Origin of the sequence: Diaphorobacter sp. HDW4B, from assembly GCF_011305535.1 — a bacterium.
Lineage (GTDB): Bacteria > Pseudomonadota > Gammaproteobacteria > Burkholderiales > Burkholderiaceae_C > Diaphorobacter_A.
Window position 1 is genome coordinate 1,586,127 of the sequence record NZ_CP049905.1, and the last position, 26,351, is coordinate 1,612,477.

General features: G+C 59.0%; 23 protein-coding genes. 12 read left to right on the plus strand and 11 right to left on the minus strand.

Features of this window, described 5'->3' with window-relative positions:
* The first annotated feature begins 105 nt into the window (after positions 1–105).
* The gene (locus tag G7048_RS07370) at positions 106–1,731 is read left to right on the plus strand and encodes a peptide chain release factor 3 (RefSeq protein WP_166067508.1); all 1,626 of its coding nucleotides are present in this window, start codon (positions 106–108) and stop codon (positions 1,729–1,731) included.
* A 47-nt stretch (positions 1,732–1,778) separates the two neighbouring features.
* Here the strand turns inward: G7048_RS07370 and G7048_RS07375 are convergent, their stop codons facing one another.
* The gene (locus tag G7048_RS07375; RefSeq protein ID WP_240933205.1) at positions 1,779–3,902 is read right to left on the minus strand and encodes a hypothetical protein; all 2,124 of its coding nucleotides are present in this window, start codon (positions 3,900–3,902) and stop codon (positions 1,779–1,781) included.
* Between the two features lie 815 nt (positions 3,903–4,717).
* On the opposite strand from G7048_RS07375, the gene G7048_RS07380 reads away from it, so the two are divergent.
* From G7048_RS07380 to G7048_RS07400, 5 genes are all read left to right on the plus strand, one after another.
* The gene (locus tag G7048_RS07380; protein WP_166067510.1) at positions 4,718–6,082 is read left to right on the plus strand and encodes a hypothetical protein; all 1,365 of its coding nucleotides are present in this window, start codon (positions 4,718–4,720) and stop codon (positions 6,080–6,082) included.
* A 137-nt stretch (positions 6,083–6,219) separates the two neighbouring features.
* On the plus strand, positions 6,220–6,570 hold the full coding sequence (locus tag G7048_RS07385) for an EamA family transporter (RefSeq protein ID WP_166067511.1): 351 nt from the start codon (positions 6,220–6,222) through the stop codon (positions 6,568–6,570).
* Positions 6,571–6,592: 22 nt separating this feature from the next.
* Positions 6,593–7,588, plus strand: coding sequence for a glycosyltransferase family 2 protein (locus tag G7048_RS07390; protein WP_166067512.1), 996 nt, complete (start codon positions 6,593–6,595; stop codon positions 7,586–7,588).
* A 24-nt stretch (positions 7,589–7,612) separates the two neighbouring features.
* Positions 7,613–9,484 (plus strand): hypothetical protein, encoded by a 1,872-nt coding sequence (locus G7048_RS07395; protein WP_240933206.1) that lies wholly within the window; start codon positions 7,613–7,615, stop codon positions 9,482–9,484.
* Between the two features lie 41 nt (positions 9,485–9,525).
* The gene (locus G7048_RS07400; protein WP_166067513.1) at positions 9,526–10,317 is read left to right on the plus strand and encodes an HAD-IIB family hydrolase; all 792 of its coding nucleotides are present in this window, start codon (positions 9,526–9,528) and stop codon (positions 10,315–10,317) included.
* 293 nt (positions 10,318–10,610) lie between these two features.
* Here the strand turns inward: G7048_RS07400 and G7048_RS07405 are convergent, their stop codons facing one another.
* The 6 genes from G7048_RS07405 to G7048_RS07430 form a co-directional block, all read right to left on the minus strand.
* Entirely contained in the window at positions 10,611–11,348 is a 738-nt protein-coding gene (locus G7048_RS07405) for an amino acid ABC transporter ATP-binding protein (RefSeq protein WP_166067514.1), read from the minus strand.
* A 24-nt stretch (positions 11,349–11,372) separates the two neighbouring features.
* Positions 11,373–12,044 carry an amino acid ABC transporter permease gene (locus tag G7048_RS07410; protein WP_166067515.1) on the minus strand — a complete coding sequence of 224 codons (672 nt, stop codon included), beginning with the start codon at positions 12,042–12,044 and terminating at the stop codon, positions 11,373–11,375.
* A 1-nt stretch (position 12,045) separates the two neighbouring features.
* Positions 12,046–12,798 (minus strand): amino acid ABC transporter permease, encoded by a 753-nt coding sequence (locus G7048_RS07415; protein ID WP_166067516.1) that lies wholly within the window; start codon positions 12,796–12,798, stop codon positions 12,046–12,048.
* A gap of 129 nt (positions 12,799–12,927) precedes the next feature.
* Positions 12,928–13,827 carry a transporter substrate-binding domain-containing protein gene (locus G7048_RS07420; RefSeq protein ID WP_166067517.1) on the minus strand — a complete coding sequence of 300 codons (900 nt, stop codon included), beginning with the start codon at positions 13,825–13,827 and terminating at the stop codon, positions 12,928–12,930.
* Positions 13,828–13,960: 133 nt separating this feature from the next.
* On the minus strand, positions 13,961–14,851 hold the full coding sequence (locus G7048_RS07425; RefSeq protein ID WP_240933297.1) for an amino acid ABC transporter substrate-binding protein: 891 nt from the start codon (positions 14,849–14,851) through the stop codon (positions 13,961–13,963).
* A 237-nt stretch (positions 14,852–15,088) separates the two neighbouring features.
* Complete coding sequence (locus G7048_RS07430; RefSeq protein ID WP_205750350.1) at positions 15,089–16,033, minus strand: LysR substrate-binding domain-containing protein; 945 nt, start codon at positions 16,031–16,033, stop codon at positions 15,089–15,091.
* Between the two features lie 248 nt (positions 16,034–16,281).
* On the opposite strand from G7048_RS07430, the gene G7048_RS07435 reads away from it, so the two are divergent.
* From G7048_RS07435 to G7048_RS07455, 5 genes are all read left to right on the plus strand, one after another.
* Positions 16,282–16,884, plus strand: coding sequence for a TRAP transporter small permease (locus G7048_RS07435; RefSeq protein ID WP_166067520.1), 603 nt, complete (start codon positions 16,282–16,284; stop codon positions 16,882–16,884).
* A complete protein-coding gene (locus tag G7048_RS07440; protein WP_166067521.1) occupies positions 16,881–18,179 on the plus strand; it encodes a TRAP transporter large permease in 1,299 nt (432 codons plus the stop codon). Before G7048_RS07435 ends, G7048_RS07440 begins: the two co-directional genes overlap by 4 nt.
* Before the next feature lie 51 nt (positions 18,180–18,230).
* A complete protein-coding gene (locus tag G7048_RS07445; RefSeq protein ID WP_166067522.1) occupies positions 18,231–19,271 on the plus strand; it encodes a DctP family TRAP transporter solute-binding subunit in 1,041 nt (346 codons plus the stop codon).
* A gap of 98 nt (positions 19,272–19,369) precedes the next feature.
* Positions 19,370–20,377, plus strand: coding sequence for a thiamine pyrophosphate-dependent dehydrogenase E1 component subunit alpha (locus G7048_RS07450; RefSeq protein ID WP_166067524.1), 1,008 nt, complete (start codon positions 19,370–19,372; stop codon positions 20,375–20,377).
* On the plus strand, positions 20,374–21,402 hold the full coding sequence (locus tag G7048_RS07455) for an alpha-ketoacid dehydrogenase subunit beta (protein WP_205750351.1): 1,029 nt from the start codon (positions 20,374–20,376) through the stop codon (positions 21,400–21,402). The genes G7048_RS07450 and G7048_RS07455 overlap by 4 nt, the downstream gene beginning before the upstream one ends.
* Here the strand turns inward: G7048_RS07455 and G7048_RS07460 are convergent.
* Positions 21,392–23,284 (minus strand): ABC transporter ATP-binding protein/permease, encoded by a 1,893-nt coding sequence (locus tag G7048_RS07460; protein ID WP_166067525.1) that lies wholly within the window; start codon positions 23,282–23,284, stop codon positions 21,392–21,394. The two genes, G7048_RS07455 and G7048_RS07460, sit on opposite strands and share 11 nt — an antisense overlap.
* 242 nt (positions 23,285–23,526) lie before the next feature.
* Here G7048_RS07460 and G7048_RS07465 point away from each other — a divergent pair, with 242 nt between their 5' ends.
* Positions 23,527–23,946 (plus strand): acyl-CoA thioesterase, encoded by a 420-nt coding sequence (locus G7048_RS07465; protein ID WP_166067526.1) that lies wholly within the window; start codon positions 23,527–23,529, stop codon positions 23,944–23,946.
* A 163-nt stretch (positions 23,947–24,109) separates the two neighbouring features.
* Here G7048_RS07465 and G7048_RS07470 read toward each other — a convergent pair whose 3' ends face one another.
* From G7048_RS07470 to G7048_RS07480, 3 genes are all read right to left on the minus strand, one after another.
* Positions 24,110–24,700 carry a polymer-forming cytoskeletal protein gene (locus G7048_RS07470; protein WP_166067527.1) on the minus strand — a complete coding sequence of 197 codons (591 nt, stop codon included), beginning with the start codon at positions 24,698–24,700 and terminating at the stop codon, positions 24,110–24,112.
* A 372-nt stretch (positions 24,701–25,072) separates the two neighbouring features.
* Positions 25,073–25,564, minus strand: coding sequence for a thioesterase family protein (locus G7048_RS07475; protein WP_166067528.1), 492 nt, complete (start codon positions 25,562–25,564; stop codon positions 25,073–25,075).
* 4 nt (positions 25,565–25,568) lie between these two features.
* Positions 25,569–26,345, minus strand: coding sequence for an enoyl-CoA hydratase (locus tag G7048_RS07480; RefSeq protein WP_166067529.1), 777 nt, complete (start codon positions 26,343–26,345; stop codon positions 25,569–25,571).
* Positions 26,346–26,351: the final 6 nt, after the last annotated feature.

The following is a 26,351-nucleotide window of genomic DNA, read 5'->3' on the forward strand; positions in this document are numbered from 1 at the left end:
CAACGCGTTTCACTAGATGGTTGAGGCATTTTGTAAAATGCCGAAATATGCCGTGATTTTTCACAATCACTGCCTCCGAATACCCCGCTTCCCCTGGATCCCCCCTTGACTTACGCCCCCGAAACACGGCGCCGCCGCACCTTTGCCATCATTTCCCACCCTGACGCAGGTAAGACCACGCTGACGGAAAAGCTGCTGCTGTTCTCGGGCGCGATCCAGATCGCCGGTGCCGTGAAGGGCCGCAAGGCCAGCCGCCACGCCACATCCGACTGGATGGAAATCGAAAAGCAACGCGGTATCTCGGTCGCATCGTCGGTGATGCAGATGAGCTACCGCGACCACGTCATCAACCTGCTCGACACCCCCGGCCACAAGGACTTCTCGGAAGACACCTACCGCGTGCTGACCGCCGTGGACTCGGCGCTCATGGTGATCGACGCCGCCAACGGTGTGGAAGCGCAGACCCGCCGCCTGATCGAGGTCTGCCGCCAGCGCGACACGCCCATCATCACCTTCGTGAACAAGATGGACCGCGAAGTGCGCGACCCGCTCGACATCCTCGACGAAGTGGAACGCGAACTCGGCATGCCCTGCTGCCCCATCACCTGGCCTGTCGGTCAGGGCAAGAGCTTCGGCGGCATCATCAACCTGCGCACGCAAAGCATGACCGTGTTCGCACCCGGCAGCGAAAAGCGCCCACAGGATTTCGAAACCATTCCACTCAGCGAAGCCGACAAGCTGCGCGCGCGCTTCGGCAAGGCTTTTGACGACGCTCTTGAAAGCATGGAGCTCGCCGTCGGCGCATCCGCCGAATGGGACCATGAAGCCTTCCTCGCAGGCAAGCTCACACCCGTGTTCTTCGGCTCCGGTGTGAACAACTTCGGTGTGATGGAAGTGCTCGACGCCGTCGTCGACATGTCCCCGCCACCCGGCCCGCGCAAGAGCACGCTCATCGTCAACAAACAGCCCGTAGAAAAGATCATCCAGCCAGAAGACGACAGTTTCTCCGGCGTGGTGTTCAAAGTGCAGGCCAACATGGACGCCAACCACCGCGACCGCATCGCCTTCGTGCGCGTGGCCTCCGGCAAGTACACGCCCGGCATGAAGATGAAGGTGCAACGCACGGCCAAGGAACTGCGCCCCACATCGGTCGTCACCTTCATGAGCCAACGCCGCGAAGCCGTGGACGAAGCCTACGCAGGCGACATCATCGGCTTCACCATCCACGGCGGCGTGCAGCTCGGCGACACCATCACCGACGGCCCAAACCTGCAGTTCACCGGCCTGCCATTCTTCGCCCCCGAACTGTTCATGACCGTGGTGCTGCGCAACCCGCTGCGCACCAAGCAATTGCAGCAAGGCCTGATGCAGCTCGGCGAAGAAGGCGCGATCCAGGTCTTCAAACCCGAAGCCGGCGGCAACATGCTGCTCGGCGCTGTCGGCCAACTGCAGTTCGAAGTGGTGCAGCACCGTTTGAACACCGAATACGACTGCGACATTCGTCTGGAAGGTTGCCAGTACACGGGCGCGCGCTGGATCACTGCGGATACGCCCGCCGAATTGCGCGATTTCGAAAACGCCTATCCGCTGCGCATGGCGCGGGACGCTGCTGATACGCTGGCATATCTGTGCACCAGCCCTTATGACGTGCGACTGGCGCAGGAGCGGTTTCCGAAGATCCACTTCCATCCGCTGCGCGAGCATGCGGGGTTGGCGTTGCAAGCTAGTTAGAACTGAAGCCGTTTGTCGGATGGGCGTCTAACTGCGGCTATCCGACACTATTGCGATGGAGGCGTTACCTCTTTCGCGAAAGCCTCACCATTCACGGCAAACCACTCCACCCCGCGCGTCGTGCCAAGCCAACGAAGCGAGCGATTTCCAATCAGCGACTGCTTGAGATTGGAGGGCGCCGCAACTCTGAATGCACCAGTTCTAGAGAAGTCGAAACGCTCGGGATGCACATGGACATGCACTTGATCGAGGGCTGCGGCAACAACGAAGAATGCGTCCGGTTGCTGAGCCTCTGCATCGAGATAGAACCCCAGATGCTGGTAGCGATTAACTTTGCTCCACTCCGAATCGGGCAACCCCAACTTGTCCCAGAAGGCCTTATGGGGATAATAGAGAACGCTGTTCACCGTTGGCACACCTACAGCTGCCAACGTCAATGGTCCAATGCCATCCCCATTGACTACGAGTGTGCGCAAAGGTTGACCCGTATGCCGCGAATCCGTCACGAACGGACTAGTTTCGGCGGAAAGCCTCACATCGCGTGGAGCCCTACTGATCGGATTGAACACCAGCGACGTCATCAGATGCAGCACTACCATCATCGCCACCGCAGCAGCCATCCGGTCGCGAGCCATCCACCAGCAGACGTAGGCACCACCTATCATCATTGCTGCTACATACACAGGGCTGTTTGTCGGGAAAAAGTCGACAGGCGTTGATGAGATAGCAGCTCCAACCAACACCCCACTGGTCAACGTCAGCACTGCCGGAACAACCCAGCGATTGGTCTTGTTGCCGGAGATGCAGGCCAGATCGGCGTCCCGGTTTCCCGCAACCAACGAGATCAGGACAATTGTCGCAAGCCCCAGCCCCACGTCCATCCGAGTGGTCGGCATGTTTCCCCACAAAGTGATCTTGGCTAACCAGACAGGGACACCAACAAAGCAATAGAGCCAGAAGCAGGCAATGAACGCCGCGCAAGCGAGAACAGTCCAGCGATGCCCCGTGGAACGAAGGAAATGTCGCACAGTGAGAAATACCAACAAAAGCGGCAGAAAGAAGTACGAGCTCGCCTCTGACTCATTGGTTGCAGTTCCCGGCGCACGCACTACCGTCTCCACATTGGCGTAGCCGCGCAAATGCCACCACCACGACATGTCACCACCAGGCATGGCGCCTCGACGCCCCGGATATTCTGTCGCCTGCATCAAAGCGACCGCGTCACGCGTATCCAGCCACCAACTGCCCAGAATCGCGCCGACGATCATCAGGGCACTACCCAGCCCGATCAATTGGGCATAGCCGAAGCGAAGCTGCGACCGTTGCTCTATGCCCCAACCCACGCCCACGAAGACTAGAACGCTCGCAAGAACAATGAGCCACGTTGGATACAGAACAAGAAACCACGCTGCCAACAACCATCCCAATATAGCTCCAAGCAATAACGCCTTATGACCACTCTTTGTTCTGAGCAAATGAGCGACTACAACAAAAGCAAAAGCTGGAAACATCGTGGCGTACAACGGCCAGTTGGACCAAGCCGCAGCATACGGCGCCACGCTGAACATGATCGACAAACCAAAATTCAGCGCCCTTTGATCAGGGCGCAAAAGATTGAGCAGACACCAGGCTGCTAGCAACCCTCCCCAGAATGGCAGTTGCCATTGCCAGCTCATCGCTTGGCGCAGAGGCAAAAAGAAATATCCCCACGTAGCAGGCCGAGCAATAGCAGCCCACTGCAGCACGGGGACGCCAGTCATGCCAGCAACGCCCATGTTCTGGCCGCCCAAACCGATATTCGTATTCAGAACTGGAAACGGCGGTTTGTGGTGGATTTGCGCCAAGACGTTCGGTAGTTGAACACCCCATTCATCGCCTCGAACCGGGCGGTCTTTGAGCAAGGTGGTTCTATTACCCTGTACATCCAAAAAGCTTTGGCCAAAATGGCTTTTGAGTAACCAGCCCACAGAACTCCCCGTTACTCCGCAAGCCACCAACAACGCGAAAATTCCGGCAACGATGAAATAAGTGGCATTTCCGTGAAATAGACGAAGTTCTGAGCCACCGCGTCTCGTCCATTTACGATCTTTGAAAAAGATAAACACGATGGCACAGATGATGACCACCAGAATCAGCCAATGTCGTTTCAATACCTTCTGCACAATGAGCACAGGTGCTCCGGCAGAAACGCTCCTCAATGCAACATTGGACCCATTGGGCAACACTGCGACCAATTTAATAGGGTGCACTCCTGCACCTGGAGCGCTCTTCAATCGGACAGACCAATTGAAACCTACCCCCGCTTGACCGCCTGTGAACTCGCTTCCGGTGGGGATATCCTCTCGCGGTGCCCACGTCAGATAACCAGATGAAAAGTTCTCCTTTCCGATCGATAATTGCAACGTCGGAAATTCAACTCCATGCTCCCCCCCCACCACCCATCCCCGCATATGAAGCGTCTGGGTTGCAGGCTCATAGTCCCAACTCTCCAAAGCACCGGCCATCCTCAACGGCTCAGAGGCATTCGCCAACCCGATCAACGAACAGAGCCCCAGAGCAATTACCCAAAAAAAACGCATCACCATAATTAGAAAACTGAGAGAAAATTAGCGCTTCTTGACACTTGTGAAGCAGGTGGCGCCCTAAGTTCGTTGCGCATCAGACTTGGAAGAGCTTCCGTAGATGCTCTGTATGTATCCTCTTGTGCGCGTATCGCCAATACCAATGCTCCAAGAAGCGACACACTCACTTAGTCATCCTTGTATCATAACGGCACTGTAGATCAAAAAAGAACGCAGACCTTCGCTCCCCCACTCAACCCAACAGCAACCAAGGAACAAGCACGCGGAAAAACACTTTTTCGCCTACGATTCATAAAAAAGCAAGGCAGTTTTTTGAGATGTCAAGGTTATGCAGAGATTGGCATATTTCGTTGAGCATCCGACCGGCCATTCATCGACAACCTTACGTCCAAACATAATTCAGCATGATCATCAAGAAGAACAAGAGTTTTACCCGCATATTCCTTTTTCTTTTTCTTATTTACGGGTTTTGGCTGGCTGTATTTTGGCCAGGAATTCTCGGTGAAGACAGTTTGGCTATTTTGTTAGAAGCAAAGGATCCACTTCACCACACCTCTGGCAAGCCGGTATTCTGGTATTATTTTGTCAGCGTGCTCTATAGAAAACTACAACTCATAGAAATACCAATGCTCACCATCGTGCTAATTTGCACGAGCATTCTTGCACGCATAATTTCATGGTGCTGGACCGAAAATCTCAAAAAAACAGCCGTCTTTCTTTTCTTGTTCATTTGCGCGGCACCTCATCTCATCTATTTCGTCAATTCTCTGTATCCTGATGGTTTCTACGCCATCACCGTCACTGGCCTACTCTTTGAAGTCTGGCTGACCGCAAAAAACAAAACTGCCAGCCGCACCTCACTGCTGATGATGGCAATCGCCCTCCCGGTCGCGGCATTCGCTCGTCCCAATGGCATTGTTTTCATCCTTCCAGTTCTTGCCCTGATCCCACTCTGCGACAGAAAATCACGCTATTGGATTGCAGCCATTCTTGTCGTCTGGTGCTCGCTTCTCGCCTTGGCCATTCAGGTGAAAAAACCCCAATCACATGGCTCTATTTTTCCGTTGGCAATTTTCGAAACCGTCAATTTTCTCCAGCCACGCATCATGAATCAATGGACATGGAGCCCACGCATTTCATCGGCAACATTGGAAGCATTGACAAGAAATCATCCCACCGAGGTCTACACACAGAATTACGACCCTGACTATTGGGACACATTGAACTTCAAGCCCGATGGCCCGCGCGTGATGACTATGCCGAAGAGTGATCGAAAAATCATCGTGATCGAATTCTTCCGCTACAACCTTTGGCACAACATCCCCGACTTCATGGGCAGCCGCATCAACGTATTTCTGAGCTCTGCCTTGGCAGATGGCAGCATCCCATCACTGACATACGCGCAAAACGTCATTGAGCGTTCCGGCTCCAACTCCAACTATCATCCCTTTGGTCTGCAAAGAATCGAAGAGAAGCTGAACTGGCTCCACCACTTCACTTATCAGTACCGCTACTTGCTGTGGACGCCTTTTTTGGGCCTCGCATTGCTTTTCATGCTGCTATCGCAAGCTGTCAAAGAGCGGCAGATTCCCATCTTGCTCGTGACCGTACCGATGTTTCTGCAACTCGGGGGAATTTTCTTTTTTTCAATAGCAAGCGAGTATCGATACCTCCTGCCTTTCTTCACGCTTCCATTGACGCTTCTGCCCATCTACGTAATGGAACGACGAAAGACCCGAGAGAAGATAACACCAACCGTTGTGAAATGAGCCACTCGTAGTCGCAGACTATCCCGTCTCAATGACCGAAGGGCGCATCTGTCCCACATGCGCCCCGAAGATACAATCTTTGCCAGAAGAGCGGTTGCAATGCTCAATCACTCCCGCTCAAACCCTTCACGCGACTCATGTCACTCTTCATCTCCATCATCACCGTCCTTTGTGTCGTTGGCATCTCACTAGGCCAGTTGCTTTTCAAGAAAGCCGCCATAGCAATCCCTGCAGACGCAACTTGGCAACACTGGGTCCTCAACCCTTGGCTTGTTGCGGCATTGGCACTCTACGGAATTACGACGCTAATCTGGATCTGGGTGCTGCGCCATGCGCCGTTGCATTTGGCTTACCCATTCATGGGCTTGGCGTTTTTGATTGTTCCATGCCTCGGGTGGCTTATCTTGGGTGAGCGCATACAGTTGCCTACGATCATTGGAGGCGCACTGATCCTTGCGGGCATCGCCATCGCGGCGCGCGCCTCCTGAATGTGAGAAGTGAAACAAGTCCATGAAAATCGCCGTCGCCATCCCCTGCTACAAAGTCACCAACCACGTAATGGGTGTCATCGCAGCCATCGGCCCTGAAGTGGATGCGATCTACGCAGTCGACGACGCGTGCCCCAACCATAGCGGCAAATTCATCGAAGAGCACAACACCGACCCGCGTGTACGTGTGCTCTACAACCCGGAAAACCGCGGCGTTGGTGGCGCGATCGTCACCGCCTACAAGGCTGCGATTGCGGACAAGATGGACATCGTCGTGAAGATCGATGGCGACGGTCAGATGAATCCAGCCTTGTTGCCTCAATTCGTTCGCCCGCTGCTGCGCAAGCAGGCCGACTACACCAAGGGCAATCGGTTCTTTCGCCCTGAATCCGTCCAAGACATGCCGCCCGTTCGCTTGTTCGGCAATGCTGTGCTGTCCTTCCTCACCAAGCTCAGCTGTGGCTACTGGAACAGCATGGATCCGACTAACGGCTACACCGCTGTGCGCACCAACGTACTGGAAGAGCTGCCCCTCGACAAACTGGAGCGCCGCTACTTTTTTGAAACCGACATGCTGTTCCGCCTGAACACGGTGCGTGCCGTAGTCAGGGACGTGCCCATGGATTCGGTGTACGCCGACGAAGAATCCAATCTCAAGATCGGCAAGATCCTGCCCGAGTTTCTGCGCAAGCATCTTTCGCGTTTGGGGCGGCGCTACGTCTACAACTATCTTGTGCGCGATTTCAACGTGGGCACCGTCTACAGTCTGATGGGCACATTGCTGGTATTGGGTGGCAGCTTTTTCGGGATCGCACACTGGATTTCCGGCAACGCGCACAACCAGACAGCTTCAAGCGGAACCGTCATGTTGGCAGCTTTGCCCATCATCATCGGCATTCAATGTCTTATTGCATTCATGCACTACGACGTGAGCAATGTGCCGACCGAGCCGCTCAGCAACTCGCTGGATGATTTGCATACACCTGCCCGATCGCCCAGCACCAATCTGGATATTTGAACTTCATCCATGCTTAGCACCTGCATGTCCCTGACAGACAGCCGTATCCGCCCAGCACTCAGCTTGCTCGTGATGTCACTTTTCACCCAAGTGGCACTGGCCCAGAGTGGTGGCGCTTCTGCAGGTGAAACGCGCAAACATCCGCTTGTCATTGCGCCGACCATCGAAGGCATGCTCGTGTGTGCCTCTGCGACCGCAGACACGCAGCACATCGCCACCCACATTCAGGCAGAGGCCGCGTGTGTCAAGCGCGGGGAAGTCGCCTCGGCTGCCGTCAATGCGTTGCTCGACACGCTCGAGCCTGACGGCCCCAAGGGGGATGTGCAGGTGGGCTACACCTTGACCTTGCAGTTGCTTGGGCTGTACCAGAAGAGCGGTAGCGGTGAGTGGCAGATCGACGCGGATCGTGTAAATGCGTCGCTACAGCTCATCCGTGAAATCAAGCGCCCTGTCGTGATCTATCTGGCTGCCGATCACTTCGACACTGTTGGCCCGTTACCCAAAGAGCTTGCCAAGGATCCGAGCAACCTGATGTGGCTCCGTGATGGCAAGCCGCCGCAGTTGGGCTACTTCGGCTACGACATCCTGCCCTACACGCTCTCGACCGACCCAGCGATTCCTGTCAACAAGTACCGTTTCGAGGCGTTGGAATACCTTGCCAAGAAACTGCAGACTCTGCCAAAAGACGCGCAGGATCGCATCGTTGCGGTCAACCTGCTGGGGGAGCTGCACCATATGTTCCCGGATTTTGAAAATGGCATGGGACTCAAGCTGGATGTACAAGTCACCGACTACAGCCCCGCGTCGGTTGCCGGTTTCCGAAACTGGCTGAAGAACAAGTACCAGACGACCGATGAGCTCGCGAAGCGCACCGGGCTGCAGTATGCGAGCTTCGACGCCATCCCCGCGCCATCCAAGGACATCCGCAAGGAACCGCTGCAAAGCTTCGGGGAACACTACGACGCCTATGCCGATGGCATTCTGCCGATCGGTGGCTGGCTCTGGGATCCCAAGCAGGTCATCAAGCGCCTGGAGCTCCATGTCGACGGCAAACGTGCCGGCACAGTGAGCCAGCAATTGAACCGCCTCGATGTCTACCGCGCCGTTGAAGAAATCACGTCGGCCAACACCGGCTACCGCATCGACTACGACTACAGCGGTCTCAAGCCTGGCAAGCACATTGCGCAAGTCGTCGCAGTATCTGCGGAAGGCAAATCGCTGTTCGGCGAGCGTGAATTCGTGGTCGTTCCACGCGACCAATCGCGCATCGGCACGCGCGCGCCTGCAGGGCTCAAGAATCTGCCATCGTCAGAACGTGTGCTGTCGGGCATCCGCACCTACATGGACACCCCGAAGCCGCTGCAGGATGTCTACTACAACCCGCTTGCGCGCGACTGGAACGCATACCGCGCCACGCAGGTCTATGGCTTCCTCCAGGCGTTCTACGACCGTGCTCTTAAAGCAGGTCTGTCCGCAGACAAGCTCTACTCGCACCAGATCGTGCCCAACGTGAACTCATCGTGGAACCACCAATTGTTCGCGGCAGACACCACGCTCAACGGCAATACGCCCTGGAAGCAAGGCCTCAACATGTATGGCGGCTCCACCAACAGCCCCTGGATGCAGTTCTTCATCGCGCAGCGCAAGATCGCCGACTATGGCGTGCCTGAATTCAACCCCCAGCAGTGGAAGCGCGATGGCGAACATCTGGCCGCGATGCAGTCGCACCTGAAGGCTGGTGCGCGCTTCATTTCACCGTATTATTTTTCGATCATTCCGCAGCGTTTCAAAGGTGCATCGGAACACGGCGTGAACCGAATGGAGCTGAGCGCGGATAATCCCAAGGATGGCTCGGACAAGTTCTACCGGGCCATCATCGAATTCGCGAAACAATGAGATCGGTACCCGTCGGGTACCGATCTCCCATATTGCTCACTATGCTTTCCCTGGCACACTGGCCACAGGATGACCGCGCGCAACTGCACGGCATCTTCACCGACATCGACGACACCCTCACCACCGACGGCGCGATCACGCAGGACGCGCTGGAGGCGCTTGCTGCGCTCAAGAGCGCTGGCTTGCACGTGATTCCCATCACCGGTCGCCCGATCGGCTGGAGCGAGCCGTTTGCGTCGCAGTGGCCGGTGGATGCCATCGTGGCGGAGAACGGGTCCGTGGCGTTTCGCGGTGATGGCAGCAAGACTGGACAGATCCACAAGATCTACCAGCAGGACGAGGCCACGCGTACAACGAACTACGCGCGCATGCAGGAAGTCGCGCAGCAGATCGTGCGCGAAGTGCCGGGCGCAATGCTCGCCACCGACTCCCATGGCCGCGAAACCGACATCGCCATCGACCACAGCGAGTTCACCCACCTGCCGCAAGCGGGCATCGACCAGGCCGTCGCCATCATGCGCGCGGCGGGCATGAACGCCACGGTGAGCAGCATCCACATCAACGGCTGGTTCGGCGATCACAACAAGCTCGAAGGCGCACGCTGGATCGTGCGCGAGCTGTTCAACCGCGACCTCGATCAGGAGATGGATCACTGGGCCTACGTCGGCGATTCGACCAACGACCAACTGATGTTCACGACCTTCAAGAACAGCATCGGCGTCGCCAACATCGCCCGCTTTGTTCCGCAGCTCAAGGATTTTCCGAAGTATGTGACCAACGGCGAGCGCGGTGCAGGTTTTGCAGAAGCAGCCAAGATGCTGCTTGCAAGGTAAAGCACCAACGCCACACTGAAGCTTAAGCTCAAGCCGAATTCGTCACAGCAAGCTACGCAGCGCACAAGGCATACAAGCCTTGGCCACAACGGCAAGATCGCCCTTGAGACGCGACGCAGAGACGAAGACAGTACTCCCGTACGGCAAGGCTCTGCAACAAAGTATCAAGGGCGATATTGCCGCCTCAAAACGATTCACCAATCGAAGCCGAAAGGCTTCGTAAAAACAAGAAGCACAAACAAAAAAGGACATCACGAAGATGTCCTTTTTGCTTGGAAAAGCCAAAACGAAGATCAGTGCTGCAGGATTTTGTTCAGGAATTCTTTGGTGCGTGGCTGACGGGCATCTGGATTGCCGAAGAACTCGTCGCGCGAGCAATCTTCGAGAATCTTGCCGCCCACATCCATGAAGATCACGCGGCTCGACACCTTGCGCGCAAAACCCATTTCGTGGGTCACGCACATCATGGTCATGCCTTCGTTGGCGAGACCAATCATCACGTCCAGCACTTCGCCGACCATTTCAGGGTCGAGCGCGGAGGTGGGTTCGTCGAACAGCATCACGATCGGGTCCATCGACAGCGCGCGAGCAATCGCCACGCGCTGCTGCTGACCGCCGGAGAGCTGGCCGGGGAACTTGTCCTTGTGTGCGGACAGGCCCACGCGGTCGAGCATCTTCAGGCCACGCTTCTTGGATTCATCTGCGCTGCGGCCGAGCACCTTCATCTGGGCGATGGTGAGGTTCTCGGTCACCGACAGATGCGGGAACAGTTCGAAGTGCTGGAACACCATGCCCACGCGGCTGCGCAGCTTGGGCAGGTTGGTGTTCTTGTCGTGCACCGCCACGCCGTCGACAAAGATCTCGCCCTTCTGGAAGGGCTCCAGCGCGTTGATGGTCTTGATGAGCGTGGACTTGCCGGAGCCCGACGGGCCGCAGACAACAACGACTTCGCCCTTGTTGATGCTTGTGGAGCAATCGGTCAGCACCTGAAAGCTGCCGTACCACTTGGAAACGTTCTTCATTTCAATCATTGCAATTCCTTTGATCGTGCAGCATTAGCGGATGATGGCGATCTTCTTGTGCAGGCGCTTGACGAACCACGAGAGCGCGTAGCACAGCACAAAATAGGTCACGGCCGCAGCAAGATAGGCTTCCACCGGGCGACCGAAGTTCTTGCCGGCGATGTCAAAGCCCTTGAGCATGTCGTAAGCACCAATCGCGTAGACCAGCGAAGTGTCCTGGAACAGGATGATGGTCTGCGTGAGCAGCACGGGCAGCATGTTGCGGAAGGCTTGTGGCAGAACCACCAGTCGCATGTTCTGGCCGTAGCTCATGCCCAGCGCCTGACCTGCAAACACCTGTCCACGCGGAATGGACTGAATGCCTGCACGCATGATCTCGCTGAAGTAAGCGGCTTCAAACGCCACGAAGGTGATGATGGCCGAAGACTCTGCGCCGATGGGTTTGCCGATGATCATCGGCACCAGCAGGAAGAACCACAGGATCACCATCACCAACGGAATCGAACGCATGCCGTTCACGTAGATGGTGGCCGGCACCTCAAGCGCCTTCTTGCCTGACAGGCGCATGAGCGCCAGCAAGGTGCCGAAGAAGATACCGCCCAGGGTGGCAATCACCGTCAGCAGCAAGCTGTACTGCAGACCTTTCCAGACATAGTTGACGAAAAGATCCGACGAGAAAAATGACCAGTCGATTTGGAGATTCATATCAGTGACCTCCTCCGCTTGCCGCAATCATTCCCGGCACCCGGGTGCGCTTTTCGATGAACGCCATGATGCGGTTGATGACCAAGGCAGAGAACACATAGCACGCAGTGACGGCCAGATAGATTTCCACGCCACGCGCGGTTTCTTCCTGCGCCTGCATGGCAAACATGGTGAGTTCGGCGACCGAGACCGCGAACGCCACCGACGAGTTCTTGAACACATTCATCGCCTCGCTGGTCAGCGGCGGCATGATGATGCGATAGGCCATGGGCAGCAGCACATAGCGGTAGGTCTGATACGTGGTGAAGCCCATCGCCATGCCGGCATAGCGCTGGCCACGGGGCAAGGCTTGAATGCCTGAGCGCACCTGCTCGGCAATCCGCGCCGACGTGAACAGACCGATGGCGATCACCACCAGCACAAAGCCATCCACACCCTTCATGACCGGGAATATCGACGGTATGACGTGATACCAGACGAACACCTGCACCAGCAGCGGAATGTTGCGGAACAACTCCACCCAGGCATTCCCCAGCCCGACGACCCACGGCCTGTCAGGCAAGGTCCTGAGCGTGCCGATGACCGAGCCAACGATCAGGGCGATGACCAGCGCCAACAGCGCCACAGACAATGTCCAGCCCCAGGCGGACAACAACCAGTTCAGGTAAGTGATATCGCCGTTTTTTCCAAAACAGCTTTGCCCGACCTCTTGGGTTATGGTGTCTTGACAGAACACCTGCCAGTCCCAACTCATACGAGCACCTCTTCATTCTTCATACGCGACTCACGATAAATTCATAGTCATCATTTATCGCAACAAAAAAGCCCCTTCATATCTAGGATTGACCCTAGTGCGAAGGGGCGCGCGATCAACGCGGGAAGATTACTTGAGCGTGTACTCTTCCATTGGCTTCATGTTCAGATTCTTCCAAGCGTCCTTGGTGGCAGCCGTCAGCGGCAGGCCCACCTTCACGTTGTTGGGAGGAATCGGTTGCATGAACCACTTGTCATACAGCTTGGCGAGCGAGCCATCCTTGATCTGACGAGCGATGGAGGCATTCACGGCCTTCAGGAACTCAGGGTCATCCTTGCGCAGCATGCAGGCAATGGGTTCCACCGACAGCACGGGGCCGACGATCTTGAAGTCTGCAGGGTTCTTGGACTTGGAGATGTTGGCGGCCAGAATCGAGCCGTCCATGACGAAAGCGTCGGCACGGTCGGACTCCAGCATCAGGAAGGAGTCGGCGTGGTCCTTGCCCATGACTTCCTTGAAGTCCAGCTTCTCGGCACGCTTGTTCTTGCGCAGTGTCTGCACCGACGTGGTGCCGGTGGTGGTCACCAGTGTCTTGCCAGCCAGGTCCTTGATGTCCTTGATGCCGGACTTGGCCTTCACAGCAATGCGCACTTCTTCCACGTAGGTGGTGTAGGCGAAAGCGGCATCCTTTTGGCGTGCCTGGTTGTTGGTGGTGGAGCCGCACTCGATGTCCACGGTGCCGTTTTGCACCAGAGGAATGCGGTTTTGCGATGTCAGTGGTTGGTAGTTGACGGCCAACTGTTCCAGCTTCAATTGCTTCTGGATGTCACGCAGGATGATTTCACCCATCTCTGTGTGAAAGCCCACATATTTGCCATTGCCAAGGGTATAGCCCAAGCCCGAAGACTCACGCACGCCCAGAGTCACGGCGCCCGAAGATTTGATCTTTGCCAGTGTGTCGTTGGCTTGGGCCATGACGGTACCCGCAGCCAACACAGAAATAGCAGCGACCAACAAATGCTTCTTCATAGAATCTCCTTGCAAATGAAGCGAAAAAACCGAGGATATTGAATACAACGTGCTTTGAAAGTCGGGGCAATACCCGTCAATCGTAAATCTTTGTTTTCAAACTCTCGTAAAACTCTTGTCTGGGATTGCACCATCAACCGGGAAGCTGATCTGTAGGGTATTTCCAGAAGTCCTTCAACAAATAGCTGGCCGGCAGGTTCAGCGAATGCTGAGCGGACGGAATCGGTTGGGTGAACCACTTGTCGTACAAGGCGTTGATCTCGCCTGTCTTGATCATCCTGCGCATCTCGTCGTCCACCAGCTTCTTGAATGCCACATCATCCTTGGGCAGCATGATCGCCAGCGGCTCGGTCGTCAGAAAACGCCCGACGATCTTCACCCCCTTGGGGTCCTTGCTGCTGGCGGCCAGGCCGGCGAGCAGCACGTCGTCCATCACGAAAGCATCTGCCTGCCCTTTTTGCACCATCTCGAACGCAGCGGCATGGTCCGATGCAGTCAGGATGTCCATGTGCAAGTAGCGTGCCCGGTTCATCTGCTCCAGTGCGGCCAGCGGTGTCGTGCCCTTGGTGGAGACCACCTTCATCTTTTTCAGATCGTCCACGCTGCCGATCTTGCTGTCAGCACGCACCAGAATGCGCGCACCGGTGATGAAGTGGGCCACGGTGAAGTCCACATCCTTGCGACGTGACGCGTTGTTGGTGGTCGAGCCGCACTCCAGATCGGCCTTGCCGGTCTTGACCATCTCCACGCGATTGGCTGGCGTCACCGCCATCAGTTGCACCGGCATGAGCTTCGCGCCGGTCTGCTTGCGCACTTGCTCGGCCAGACGCAGGCACAAATCCAGTGCATAGCCCATGGGCTTGCCGTCATGCACATAAGAAAAAGGGATCGACGCTTCGCGGTGCGCAATCACCAGCGTGCCGCCCTTGGCGATGCGATCGAGCACGCCTTCGGCCTGCGCGGTGATGGAAGTGGAGAACGCAAAAAGAGCACCCAGGCACACGAATGCCCGGCGGAGAGTGATTCTCATGATCTGACAGCGCTCCTTGCTTGCGAGAACGAGGCAGCGCGTGAGCCTTGGAGCGGGTTTCGCTCACTCAGCTGTTGCACGCGGACTGCCGATGAAGACAACCTGCCGTTGTGTGGCAGTCGTCAAAAAAGTTCAGCGAATGTATCCAGCCGAATCATCGAACGCCAATGCTAATTGCTGCAGGAAACTATGCAATCAAATCATGGAATGACCACATTGGGGTCTGCGCCTTCAATCCTCGACGGAGGCTACATCCGGCTGCGATTGCAAGTAGGTCCAGAGCGACTGAGCAAGGGTGTTCCCTACTTCCTTCGCGTTGGGTTTTTCGCGATACGCGCGAACCTCCATGGCCATCTGAAGGTGCACTGCATCTGCGGGAGCCGCGCTCACCAGCTTGCCTGCGCGCAGCTCTTTCTTCACCGCGCTGTGCGGCAGAAAGGCCACGCCATGGCCTTCGAGCGCCATGGCCTTCAAGCCTTCGGCCATGTCGGTTTCGTAGACGCGATCCAGGTGGATCGTGGTCGCAGCTTCCTTGAGGATCAGATCGGTCACGCGGCTCAGATAAGCACCCGGCGCATAACCCAGATAAGGAAGCGGCTGGCCCGGTTTGCCCGGCAGGCTGAACAGCGGCCTGCCGTCCGCATCGGGCTTGCAATACGGCGCGAGGATTTCCTGGCCCAGGCTCACCATCTCGTAGCGATCGGCATCGAGTTGAATGGGCTGCGATGGATGAAAGTAGGCAATCAGCAAGTCGCTGCCGCCTTCGATCAGCCGCATCACCGCGTCGTGCACATTGAGCGCCAGCAGCCGTGTCTTGATCGGGCCGAACTCGGTGCGCAGCTTGGTCAGCCACGCGGGAAAGAAGGTGAAAGCCAGCGTGTGCGGCACGGCAAAGACGATCATGTCCTTGCCGGTGGTCGTGTGCGCGCGCAGCATGGCGCGGGTGTTCTGCAGCGCCTGCAGCATTTCCAGCGCCTGATCGTAGAGCGTCTTTCCGGCAGCCGTCAGCCGCGTGGGGTATGAACTGCGATCGACCAGATCAGTGCCCGCCCACGCCTCCAGCGCCTGAATGCGGCGCGAGAAAGCGGGTTGCGTCACATGGCGCAATTGCGCCGAACGGCTGAAGCTGCGGGTTTCTGCGAGGCTGACAAAGTCCTCAAGCCACTTGGTTTCCATGGCAGGCATTATCCGCGTCCGGCTGATCGCCAAGGCGATCCATGCACGTCGGCTCGCAATCTTCGATGCTGCAGTGCAGCATTCTTTTTCCCATCCGACTCGGGGAACACCCCGACATTCCCTCTGGGGCTTCAGGGGCAAAATGAATTTCACTCGCGCGCATGACGCGGCCCCTCATGCACAACATGGTCGGGCAAGGCGTTGGCATCCACCCGTTTGTTGTTGTATCTTTGCTCCCGCCTTTTCAGATGTCCCTCCAATCTCCCGCCGAGTCGGACCAACCGTCCGCACCGGATCCAACGCCCCCCCCCTCCTCTTCCGCTCCCGACGAACCCCGTTCACTGTGCATTGAAGACTGGCTCACCGTCATCGTGATGGCGGCGCTCGCGCTGATCACCTTCGCCAACGTGATCGTGCGTTACTTCACCAGTTCCTCGTTTGCGTGGACCGAAGAGATCTCCGTCTTTCTGATGATCGTGCTCGCACTGGTGGCGGGCTCTGCCGCCGTGGCGCGTGACCGCCACATCCGCATCGAATTCTTCTCGGAGAGCGGCTCCGCCAACCGCCGCCGCAAGCTCGCCCAACTCGGCGCCATCATGGTTGCGCTGCTGTTCACGCTGATCGCCGTGCTCAGCATCCGCACGCTGTACGACGACTACCGCTTCGAGGAAACCTCGCCCGGCATCGGCGTGCCGGTGTGGTGGTACACGATGTGGCTGCCGATTCTCTCGATCGCGATTGCGCTGCGCGCCATCGGCCTGTTCATCCGCCGCTCACGCCAGTCGGATATCGAATACCTCACCGACAACACCGAGTCCGACGCCCCCGCAGCAGGAGGCAAGCAGCCATGATTGCCACCCTGCTGTTTGTTGCCTTCATCGTGCTGATGCTGGTGGGCGTGCCCATCGGCGCGGCACTCGGCTTGGCCGGTGCCGCCGCGATTGCGCTCGCGAATCAGGAAACGCAATGGTTTGGCCTCATGGCCGTGCCGCAGAATTTCTACGCAGGTCTGGGCAAATATCCGTTGCTCGCGATTCCGATGTTCGTGCTCGTAGGATCGATCTTCGACCGTTCGGGCGTGGCCTTGCGACTTGTGAACTTTGCCGTCGCCATCGTCGGACGCGGCCCCGGCATGCTGCCGCTGGTTGCCATTTCGGTGGCCATGTTTCTGGGCGGCATCTCGGGCTCCGGCCCGGCGAACGCCGCAGCCGTTGGTGCCGTGATGATCGCGGCGATGAACCGCGCGGGCTATCCGGCGAGCTTCTCCGCCTCGGTCGTCGGCGCAGCCGCTGCCACCGACATTCTGATTCCGCCATCGGTCGCCTTCATCATCTACTCGGTGCTGGTGCCCGGTGCATCCGTGCCTGCGCTGTTTGCGGCCGGCATGATTCCCGGTGTGCTCGCAGGCATTGCGCTGATCTTCCCGGCCGTGTGGATGGCGCGCAAGCACAAGATGGGGCACCTCGAATCTTCGCTGCCACGCCCGCCGTTCTGGAAGAGTCTGCGTGAAGCATCCTGGGGCCTGGCTGCGCCGGTGCTGATTCTCGGCGGCATGCGCGCGGGCTGGTTCACGCCCACCGAAGCCGCCGTGGTCGCCGTGTTCTACGGTCTGTTCGTCGGCATGGTCATCTACCGCACGATCAAGGTGCGCGATCTGTTCGTGATTCTGCGCGAAGCGGGCGAGCTGTCCGCCGTGATTCTGCTGGTCGTCTCGCTCGCGGGCATCTTCGCGTTCTCGCTCTCGACACTCGGCGTGATCGACCCGGTGGCCAACGCCATCGTGCATTCGGGCCTCGGCGAATACGGCGTGATGGCGCTGTTGATTCTTCTGCTCATCACCGTCGGCATGTTCCTGGACGGCGTGTCAATCTTCCTGATCTTCGTGCCGCTCCTGCTGCCCGTGATGAACCACTACAAATGGGACCCCGTCTGGTTCGGCGTGATCCTGACCTTGAAGGTCGCGCTCGGCCAGTTCACACCGCCGCTGGCCGTGAACCTGATGGTCTCGTGCCGCATCGCCAAGGTGCGCATGGAATCCACCGTGCGCTGGGTCGGCCCGATGCTGTTCGCCATGTTCCTGGTGATGATCGCCGTGATCGCCTTCCCGCAACTCGCACTCTGGTTGCCCAAGTATCTGGGCTACTGAGACAAGTACAAGCACTGATTTTTCCCCCACCATCCAACGAGGAGACAACCCATGAAGCTTCGCACCTTTCTGACCGCCACGGCAGCTGCCGCAGCAGCCCTTGCGCTGTCGCCCTCGGTGGCACTCGCACAGCAAGCCTACAAGAGCGAGTACCGCCTGTCGCTGGTGCTCGGCCCCCCATCGCCCTGGGGCATGGCCGGTCAGATCTGGTCCGATCTGGTCAAGCAACGCACGCAGGGTCGCATCAACATCAAGCTGTACCCCGGCGTGTCGCTGATTCAGGGCGACCAGACGCGCGAGTTCAGCGCGCTGCGCCAAGGCGTGATCGACATGGCGGTCGGCTCGACCATCAACTGGTCGCCGCAGGTCAAGTCGCTGAACCTGTTCTCGCTGCCGTTCCTGATGCCTGACTACGCCGCCGTCGATGCGCTCACCCAAGGCGAAGTCGGCAAGGAAGTCTTCAAGACGCTGGAAAAATCCGGCGTGCAGCCACTCGCCTGGGGCGAGAACGGCTACCGCGAACTGACCAATTCCAAGCACGCGATCAGCAAGCCCGAAGACCTCAAGGGCATGAAGATCCGCGTCGTCGGCTCGCCGATCTTCACCGACATGTTCACCGCCATGGGCGCCAACCCTACGCAGATGAGCTGGGCCGATGCGCAGCCCGCGCTCTCCAGCGGCGCGGTCGATGGTCAGGAAAATCCGCTGTTCATGTTCACGATCCTGAAGCTGCACACCGTCGGCCAGAAGTTCGTGACGACCTGGGGCTACATGGCCGATCCGCTGGTGTTCGTGGTCAACAAGGACATCTGGAACAGCTGGACCAAGGCCGATCAGGACATCGTGCGCCAGGCCGCCATCGATGCCGGCAAGCAGGAAATCGGCATCGCCCGCAAGGGTCTGGTCGAAGCAGGCAAGCCGCTCTTGAAAGACATCGCAGGCATGGGCGTGACGGTCACGCAGCTCACGCCCGAGCAGCGCGAAGCGTTCGTGAAGGTCACGCGTCCGGTCTACGACAAGTGGAAGCCGACCATCGGTGTCGATCTGGTGAACATGGCTGAAAAGGCCATCGCCGCGCGACCCAAGCAATAACGCATAACGCCGGGCCTTCCGTCTACCGTGCAAAACGCCGCGCATCTCAGTCGTTCTGGATGCGCGGTTTTTTTGCGTGCCACGTTTTCAACCAAGTCATGACCGAACTGCTTTCTCTCTACCGCACCATGGTGCGAATCCGCGCTTTTGAAGATGCCGCCGAAGCCGCCAGTCAGGGCGGTGTCACCTGGGGCGGCGCTGCCACCGACAAGGCCGCCGAAGTGCGCGTCAAAGGGCCGCTGCATCTCTCCACCGGGCAAGAGGCCGTCGCCACCGGCGTGTGCGCGCATCTGGTGCCCGAAGACCTGCTCACCTCCACCCACCGCGGCCACGGCCATACGCTGGCCAAGGGTGCGGACGCCACGAAGATGATGTGCGAACTGTTCGGCCGCGCCACTGGCTACAACAGCGGCAAGGGCGGCTCCATGCACATCGCGGATTTCTCGGTGGGCATGCTGGGCGCGAACGGCGTGGTCACCGCCGGTCTGCCGATTGCCGTGGGTGCGGCGCACGCACTCAAGATTCGCAAGACCGGCGCGATCGCCGTGAGCTTCTTTGGCGACGGCGCGATCAATCGCGGCCCGTTTCTCGAAGCGCTGAACTGGGCACAGGTCTACCAATTGCCCGTGCTGTTTGTCTGCGAGGACAACCAGATTTCCGCCACCACCAAGTCCGCGCCGATGACCGCAGGCAGCAACGCGGCCAGCGCGCGTGCCGAGTCCATGGGCATTGCCGCGACGCGCGTGGATGGCAACGACGTCGAGGCCGTGAGCACCGCCGCAGAAAAACTGATCGCGCAAATTCGCGCAGGCGCTGGCCCCAAGCTGCTGCATGCGATCACGTATCGCCAGAAGGGCCATGTGTCGGTCGATCCCGCGACGTATCGCGATCCCGCCGAAGTGGCGAATGCGCTCAAGAACGATCCCATCTTGCGCGCGCGCGACGTGCTCAAGCAACGCGGCCTGGGCGATCAAGCCGCACAGATCGAAGCCGAAGCCAAGGCTGAAATCGACGCCGCTCTGGCGACTGCCAGCGCCGCACCGTGGCCGGAAAAATCGGCCGCCTACACCGACATCATGACCACCGGCGAAGGAGTCTGGGCATGACCGACTTTGCAACCTCCACCAAGGCCGAACCCCGCGTGTCCACCATGACCTACGCACAGGCCGCAGCCACCGCGCTCGAAGAAGCCATGCGCGCCGACCAGCATGTGGTCGCCATGGGCGAAGACCTGGGACGCGGCGGCGTGTTCGGCCAATACCGCACGACGACGGGCAAGAATCTGGTCGATGTGTTCGGCAGCGAGCGCGTGATCGATACGCCGATTTCCGAGGCCACCATCATGGGTGCGGGCGTCGGCATGGCGCTCGCGGGCCTGCGTCCGGTCGTCGAAATGCGCGTCGCGGATTTCGCGCTCTGCGCCATCGACGAACTGGTCAATCAGGCCGCGAAGAACCGCTACATGTTCGGCGGACAAGGCCGCGTGCCGCTGGTCGCGCGCCTGCCCATCGGCATCTGGACGGCATCGGCCGCGCAGCACTCGCAGTCGTTCGAGGCATGGTTTGCGCATGTGCCTGGTCTCGTGGTCGTCGCGCCTTCCACGCCGCAAGACAACTACGGTTTGCTGCACGCCGCACTGGCGTCGGGCGATCCGGTGGTCTACATGGAACACAAGGAGCTGTGGGGCATGCAAGGCGAAGTGCAGCAAGGCGAGCGCATCGAGCTGGGCCGCGCACGCACCGCGTTTGCAGGCAGCGCCAACGGCAACCACGACGTGACCATCGTGTCGTGGTCCAAGCAGATTCATGCGTGCGTGGATGCGGCCAAAGAATTGGCGGCGCAAGGCATTCACGCCGAAGTCATCGACCTGCGCACCATCTGGCCGTGGGACAAGAACGCGGTGCTGACCAGCGCCAGCCGATCCAAGCGGTTGCTGGTCGTGCACGAGGCGGTGCAAGCAGCGGGGTTCGGCGCGGAAGTGGCCGCCACCGTGGCCGAGCACACCGATGCGCGCGTCGCGCGTCTGGGCGCGCCGCGCATTCCCGTGGGCTACGCGAACACGCTGGAAACCGAGTCACGCGTGAGCGCCGCGCAGATCGCGCAGGCCACCACGCGCCTCATCAAGCGCTGACAGCCGACAGTGGCTCGCTCGACGACTCTGCATCGCCGCTCTTCTCTTTGGAATCCTTGGAGTCCTTAGAGTCCTGAGATTCGCGCTGCAGAGTCCACATGCGTGCGTAACGCCCGTTCAGCGCGAGCAGTTGCGCATGCGTGCCGCGCTCCAGAATGCGGCCCGCGTCCATCACGATGATTTCGTGCGCCTCGACCACGGTGGACAGGCGGTGCGCGATCACCAGCGCGGTCTTGTTCTGCGCGGCGCTGCGCAGCTCGTTCTGAATCGCGCGCTCGTTAGCCGAATCGAGGGCAGAAGTCGCCTCGTCAAAAATCAGAATCGGCGGGTTCTTGAGCAGCGTGCGCGCAATCGCCACGCGCTGCTTTTCGCCGCCCGAGAGCTTGAGCCCGCGCTCGCCCACCATGGTGTCATAGCCCTTGGGCGTGGAGACGATGAAGTCGTGAATGCGCGCGGCCTTGGCGGCGGCTTCGATCTCTTCGCGCGTCGCACCGGCGCGGCCGTAGGCGATGTTGTAGGCGATGGTGTCGTTGAACAGCACCGTGTCCTGCGGCACGATGCCGATCGCGCGGCGCACGCTGGACTGCGTCACTTCGCGGATGTCCTGACCGTCGATGGTGATGCGGCCTTCCTGCACATCGTAGAAACGGAACAGCAGCCGCGCGAGCGTGGACTTGCCCGAGCCCGATGGGCCGACCACCGCAACGGTCTTGCCCGCTGGAATCTCGAAGCTCACGCCATGCAGAATCTGGCGCGCGGGTTCGTAGGCGAACTGCACATCCTCAAAGCGCACCGTGGGCGACGCGGAACATGCCAGATCCGTGGACCCGGGCTTGTCCGCCACTTCGCGCTCCTTGTCCATGAGCGTGAACATGCGGTCCAGATCGGTCAGGCTCTGCTTGATCTCGCGGTAGATCGCGCCCAGAAAGTTGAGCGGGATGTACAGCTGGATCATGAAGGCGTTGATCATCACCAGATCGCCGAGCGTGAGGCGGCCATCGACCACGCCCTGCGTCGCGCGCCACAGCATGGCGACCAGCGCGGTGGCGATGATGAGCTGCTGGCCAGCGTTGAGCAGGCTCAGCGTGGTCTGGCTCTTGAGGCGCGCGGCACGCAGTTTTTCCAGGCTCTCATCGTAGCGGCGGGATTCGAATGCTTCGTTGTTGAAGTATTTGACGGTCTCGTAGTTCAGCAGCGAATCGATGGCCTTGGTGTGCGCGGTCGAGTCGGCCATATTGGCTTCGCGGCGAAAACGCGTGCGCCATTCGGTCATCGAGACCGTGAACGTCACATACAGCACCAGCGCCGCCACGGTGATCCAGAAGAACCACGCATCGAACTTCACCGCCAGAATGCCGAGCACCAGCGCGACCTCCACAAAGGTCGGGAAGATGCTGTAGAGCGAGTATGAAATCAGCGACTCGACGCCTTTGACGCCGCGCTCGATGTCGCGCGTCATGCCGCCGGTCTGGCGCTCCAGATGAAAGCGCAGGCTCAGGCCATGCAGATGCTGGAAAGTTGTCAGCGCAATGCTACGTGCCGCGCCCTGCGTGGCCTTGGCGAACACCAACTCGCGCAGTTCGGTGAACAGCGACGTCGACAGGCGCAGCAGACCGTAGGCGAACAGCAGACCCAGCGGCACGACGAGAATCGCCGCCGCATCGCCCGGCTTGATCGACAGCGCATCAACCAGATGCTTGAGCAGAATCGGCACACCCACATTGGCGATCTTGGCGCACAGCACAAACGCCAGCGCCGCCATCACACGCCACTTGTACTGCATAAGATAGGGCACGAGCCGCCCGAGCGTCTGCCAGTCGCTGGTGGTGCGAGGAATGCTTTTGGTGTCGTGGGGATCGAACGATGAGCCGCGGCCGCGCATAAGTGGAGTGCTTTTAGTTATGTAGGGGATGGCACGCCGTGGGAACGCGCCTGTTTCATTGATTGTGCGCTGAACGGGAAGAACTTGTTTCACGCAGATGACTGCACCCGGACAAGGGCCGTTTCGCCCGATTTCAGCGAGCCATGCTCATCTACGGAATAATTAGGGTTTACCCTAGATTCACTTTTGCCATTTGCGGCAACAGTGTCGAACCGATTTCAGATTCCATGACAACAATAACCATGACCGATCCCGAAACTCTGCGCACCATCGCCCCCAGCCTGCCTGACGACAAGGAACTGGTTCTGCGCGTCATCCCCATGCCCGGCGACACCAACGGCAATGGCGACATCTTCGGCGGCTGGGTGATGGCCCAGGTCGACTTGGCCGGCTCCGTTCTGCCCGCCCGTCTGTCCCAAGGTCGTGTCGCGACCGTGGCGGTGAAGGAATTCATCTTCAAGCAGCCCGTGCGCGTGGGCGACATTCTGTCGTTCTTCGCCAGTGTGACCCGCGTGGGCAACACCTCCATCACCGTGGATGTGGAAGTGTTCGCCGAACGCATGTCGCTGCAGGGCCAGCACATCAAGGTGACCGATGCGACGCTGACCTATGTGGCCATCGACGAGCACGGCCATTCGCGCGCCATCTCCAAGAAGGCGTGAACAAAGGCCTGATCGGGGCTGCGATTTCGCAGCTTTGAATCACCAAAAAAACAAAGGCGATGCATTCAATATGCATCGCCTTTTTGCTTTGTGGCTTCACTCACCTCAGCGGCAACCTTTCCGTTGCCTGAATAGCTGGGGTGCGTTCAGCGGTCTCGCTCGATCAAGAAGCCGCTGCGGCCGACGCCGCGGAGGTGCTGCTCGACGAAGCAGAAGACGAGGAAGCACTGCTGCGCGAAGAACCGCTGCCGATGCCGGCCTCGATTTCGCCGGACAGCTGGCCGCCTTCTTCAATCACGACCTTGCCGTAGCGGATCTTGCCGCTGACCTTGCCGGTGCTGTAGATCACCAGCTTGTCGCGCACGGTCAGCGTGCCGTTGAATTCGCCATGGATTTCGGCGATGTCGATTTCTGCCGAGCCGCGGAACGCGCCCTGTTCGGCAATCTGGATCACGCGCGAATCCATGGTGGCTTCGACCGTGCCTTCCACCACCAAGGTGTCGCAATCGGTGATCTCGACGCCCTTGAGCTTGATGTTCGGTCCGACGGTCAGTTTGCTGCCGGCCGATTCGCCGACGACGCTGGATGCTGGCTTGCTCACGATGGAACCGAGTCCTCCGCTGGTGGTCGATGCAGCAGGTGCTGCGGGAGTGCCGCCTGACAACGACGATCCGCTGCCCAGCACCGAGCTCGGTTGGCGAGGTTGCAGGACGTCGGAATCACGTTTGCCGAAAAATGGGTTTTGCACAGCCATCAATTCTCCTTGGAAATAACACTTAACCAGAATCTGCAAAGAATCTGTTCATTGGGCACCTTACGCGACAAGCGCGGTCAGCGTCAAACAAGCCCCGACGGTGCGCTCGGACTCGTCCAGCAAGCTCGTGCGCCAATTCGGGAAATGGATGTGCAACCGACTCGCATCATGTGCGTTGCTGCGTGCTTGCCAGTGATGTCGTTTGACAATGGCAATCACGCGTGCCCATTGGCGAAGAATCGTAATGAGTAATTGAGGCGCTATCCGTCTGGTTACGCAAGAAGCGTAACCAAATGGGTCCAGCGTTGCATGCTCTTGCAGTGTTTGCAGCGGCAAACAGCGCAACGGCCAAGGCAAGCGGGCGCGCGGTGATCAGGAGACGATGTAGGAGGCCGTGCCGACGGACAGCAGCTCGTCCTTGGCGGAGAGAAACTCCATGCGCACGGTCGCCACGCGCGAACCGAGCCGCAGCACCTGGGCGCGCTGTTTGAAGTGCGGGCCAATGGCGGCGCGCAGATAGTCGATGCGCAGGTCGATGGTGCCCAGCTTGGCAAAACGCTGCAGGCGCTTGGCCGGTGGCTCGTCCATGTGCCGCGCGCCGATGGCTGCCATCACCGCAAGTCCGGCCATGGCGTCGAGCGCCGAGCTGATCACGCCGCCGTGCACGCGGTTGTAGGCGAAATGGCCGACCAGCTCGGGCTTCATCTCGATGCGCGCCTCCACGCCTTCCGGCGCGATGCGCGTGACCTGCAGACCGATCACCTGATTGAAGGCGATCTGCCGCTCGAACACGTCGGTCAACGCATCGATGAATTCGAGCTCGAAGGCGACCGGCTCGGCCGCGAGAGAGACATCCGCCTTCATGCGATCACAGCTTGCTGAAATCGGGCGCGCGCTTTTCCATGAACGCCGTGAAGGCTTCCTTCGCAGCAGGCTCGCCCAGCATGCGGCCAAAACTGGCCGCTTCTTCGTCGATGCGCGCGAGCAGCTCATCGGCGGTGGTCTTCTTGAGCAGGCGCTTGGTTTCCATCAGCGAGGCCAGCGACTTGGCCGCTAGCTTCTTGGCCTGCATCTGGGTGACCATGTTGCATTCGGTAGGCGGCACGACACGGTTGACCAGCCCCACTTCCAGAGCCGCCTCGGCCATGAAGGGTTCGCCGAGCAGCAGCGCTTCAGCGGCGCGGTGGTAGCCGAGCATCTGCGGCGCGAGCAGGCTGGAACCCGCTTCAGGGCACACGCCCAGATTCACGAACGGCATGGAGAACGCGGCGTTGTCGCCCGCGTAGACCAGATCGCAGTGGAACAGCATGGTCGTGCCCACGCCGACCGCCGGACCGCAGACGGCTGCAAGCATCGGCTTGGGGAACGTGGCCAGCACACGCAGAAAGCGGAACACCGGTGCGTTCTGGGTCGTTGGCGGGTTGTGCAGAAAATCGCTGATGTCATTGCCCGCACTGAAGATCGCCACATCGCCTTGAAACACCACCACGCGCGTCGCGGCGTCGGCCTTGGCGTTGTCCAGCGCATCCGCCATCTGGGTGTACATCGACGCGGTGAACGAATTCTTCTTCGTGACGCGGTTGAAAGTGATGGTGGTGACACCTTGTTCGTGGTGGACCAAGATGTCCTGTGCGGGCGTGCTCATGTGTAG

Excerpts from the sequence above, each read along its gene's own strand:
- G7048_RS07380 (WP_166067510.1), top strand. The coding sequence starts at position 4,718 with ATGATCATCAAGAAGAACAAGAGTTTTACCCGCATATTCCTTTTTCTT.
- G7048_RS07385 (WP_166067511.1), top strand. The coding sequence starts at position 6,220 with ATGTCACTCTTCATCTCCATCATCACCGTCCTTTGTGTCGTTGGCATC.
- G7048_RS07390 (WP_166067512.1), top strand. The coding sequence starts at position 6,593 with ATGAAAATCGCCGTCGCCATCCCCTGCTACAAAGTCACCAACCACGTA.
- G7048_RS07395 (WP_240933206.1), top strand. The coding sequence starts at position 7,613 with ATGTCCCTGACAGACAGCCGTATCCGCCCAGCACTCAGCTTGCTCGTG.
- G7048_RS07400 (WP_166067513.1), top strand. The coding sequence starts at position 9,526 with ATGCTTTCCCTGGCACACTGGCCACAGGATGACCGCGCGCAACTGCAC.
- G7048_RS07405 (WP_166067514.1), bottom strand. The coding sequence starts at position 11,348 with ATGATTGAAATGAAGAACGTTTCCAAGTGGTACGGCAGCTTTCAGGTG.
- G7048_RS07410 (WP_166067515.1), bottom strand. The coding sequence starts at position 12,044 with ATGAATCTCCAAATCGACTGGTCATTTTTCTCGTCGGATCTTTTCGTC.
- G7048_RS07415 (WP_166067516.1), bottom strand. The coding sequence starts at position 12,798 with ATGAGTTGGGACTGGCAGGTGTTCTGTCAAGACACCATAACCCAAGAG.
- G7048_RS07420 (WP_166067517.1), bottom strand. The coding sequence starts at position 13,827 with ATGAAGAAGCATTTGTTGGTCGCTGCTATTTCTGTGTTGGCTGCGGGT.
- G7048_RS07430 (WP_205750350.1), bottom strand. The coding sequence starts at position 16,033 with ATGGAAACCAAGTGGCTTGAGGACTTTGTCAGCCTCGCAGAAACCCGC.
- G7048_RS07435 (WP_166067520.1), top strand. The coding sequence starts at position 16,282 with ATGTCCCTCCAATCTCCCGCCGAGTCGGACCAACCGTCCGCACCGGAT.
- G7048_RS07440 (WP_166067521.1), top strand. The coding sequence starts at position 16,881 with ATGATTGCCACCCTGCTGTTTGTTGCCTTCATCGTGCTGATGCTGGTG.
- G7048_RS07445 (WP_166067522.1), top strand. The coding sequence starts at position 18,231 with ATGAAGCTTCGCACCTTTCTGACCGCCACGGCAGCTGCCGCAGCAGCC.
- G7048_RS07450 (WP_166067524.1), top strand. The coding sequence starts at position 19,370 with ATGACCGAACTGCTTTCTCTCTACCGCACCATGGTGCGAATCCGCGCT.
- G7048_RS07455 (WP_205750351.1), top strand. The coding sequence starts at position 20,374 with ATGACCGACTTTGCAACCTCCACCAAGGCCGAACCCCGCGTGTCCACC.
- G7048_RS07460 (WP_166067525.1), bottom strand. The coding sequence starts at position 23,284 with ATGCGCGGCCGCGGCTCATCGTTCGATCCCCACGACACCAAAAGCATT.
- G7048_RS07465 (WP_166067526.1), top strand. The coding sequence starts at position 23,527 with ATGACCGATCCCGAAACTCTGCGCACCATCGCCCCCAGCCTGCCTGAC.
- G7048_RS07470 (WP_166067527.1), bottom strand. The coding sequence starts at position 24,700 with ATGGCTGTGCAAAACCCATTTTTCGGCAAACGTGATTCCGACGTCCTG.
- G7048_RS07475 (WP_166067528.1), bottom strand. The coding sequence starts at position 25,564 with ATGAAGGCGGATGTCTCTCTCGCGGCCGAGCCGGTCGCCTTCGAGCTC.
- G7048_RS07480 (WP_166067529.1), bottom strand. The coding sequence starts at position 26,345 with ATGAGCACGCCCGCACAGGACATCTTGGTCCACCACGAACAAGGTGTC.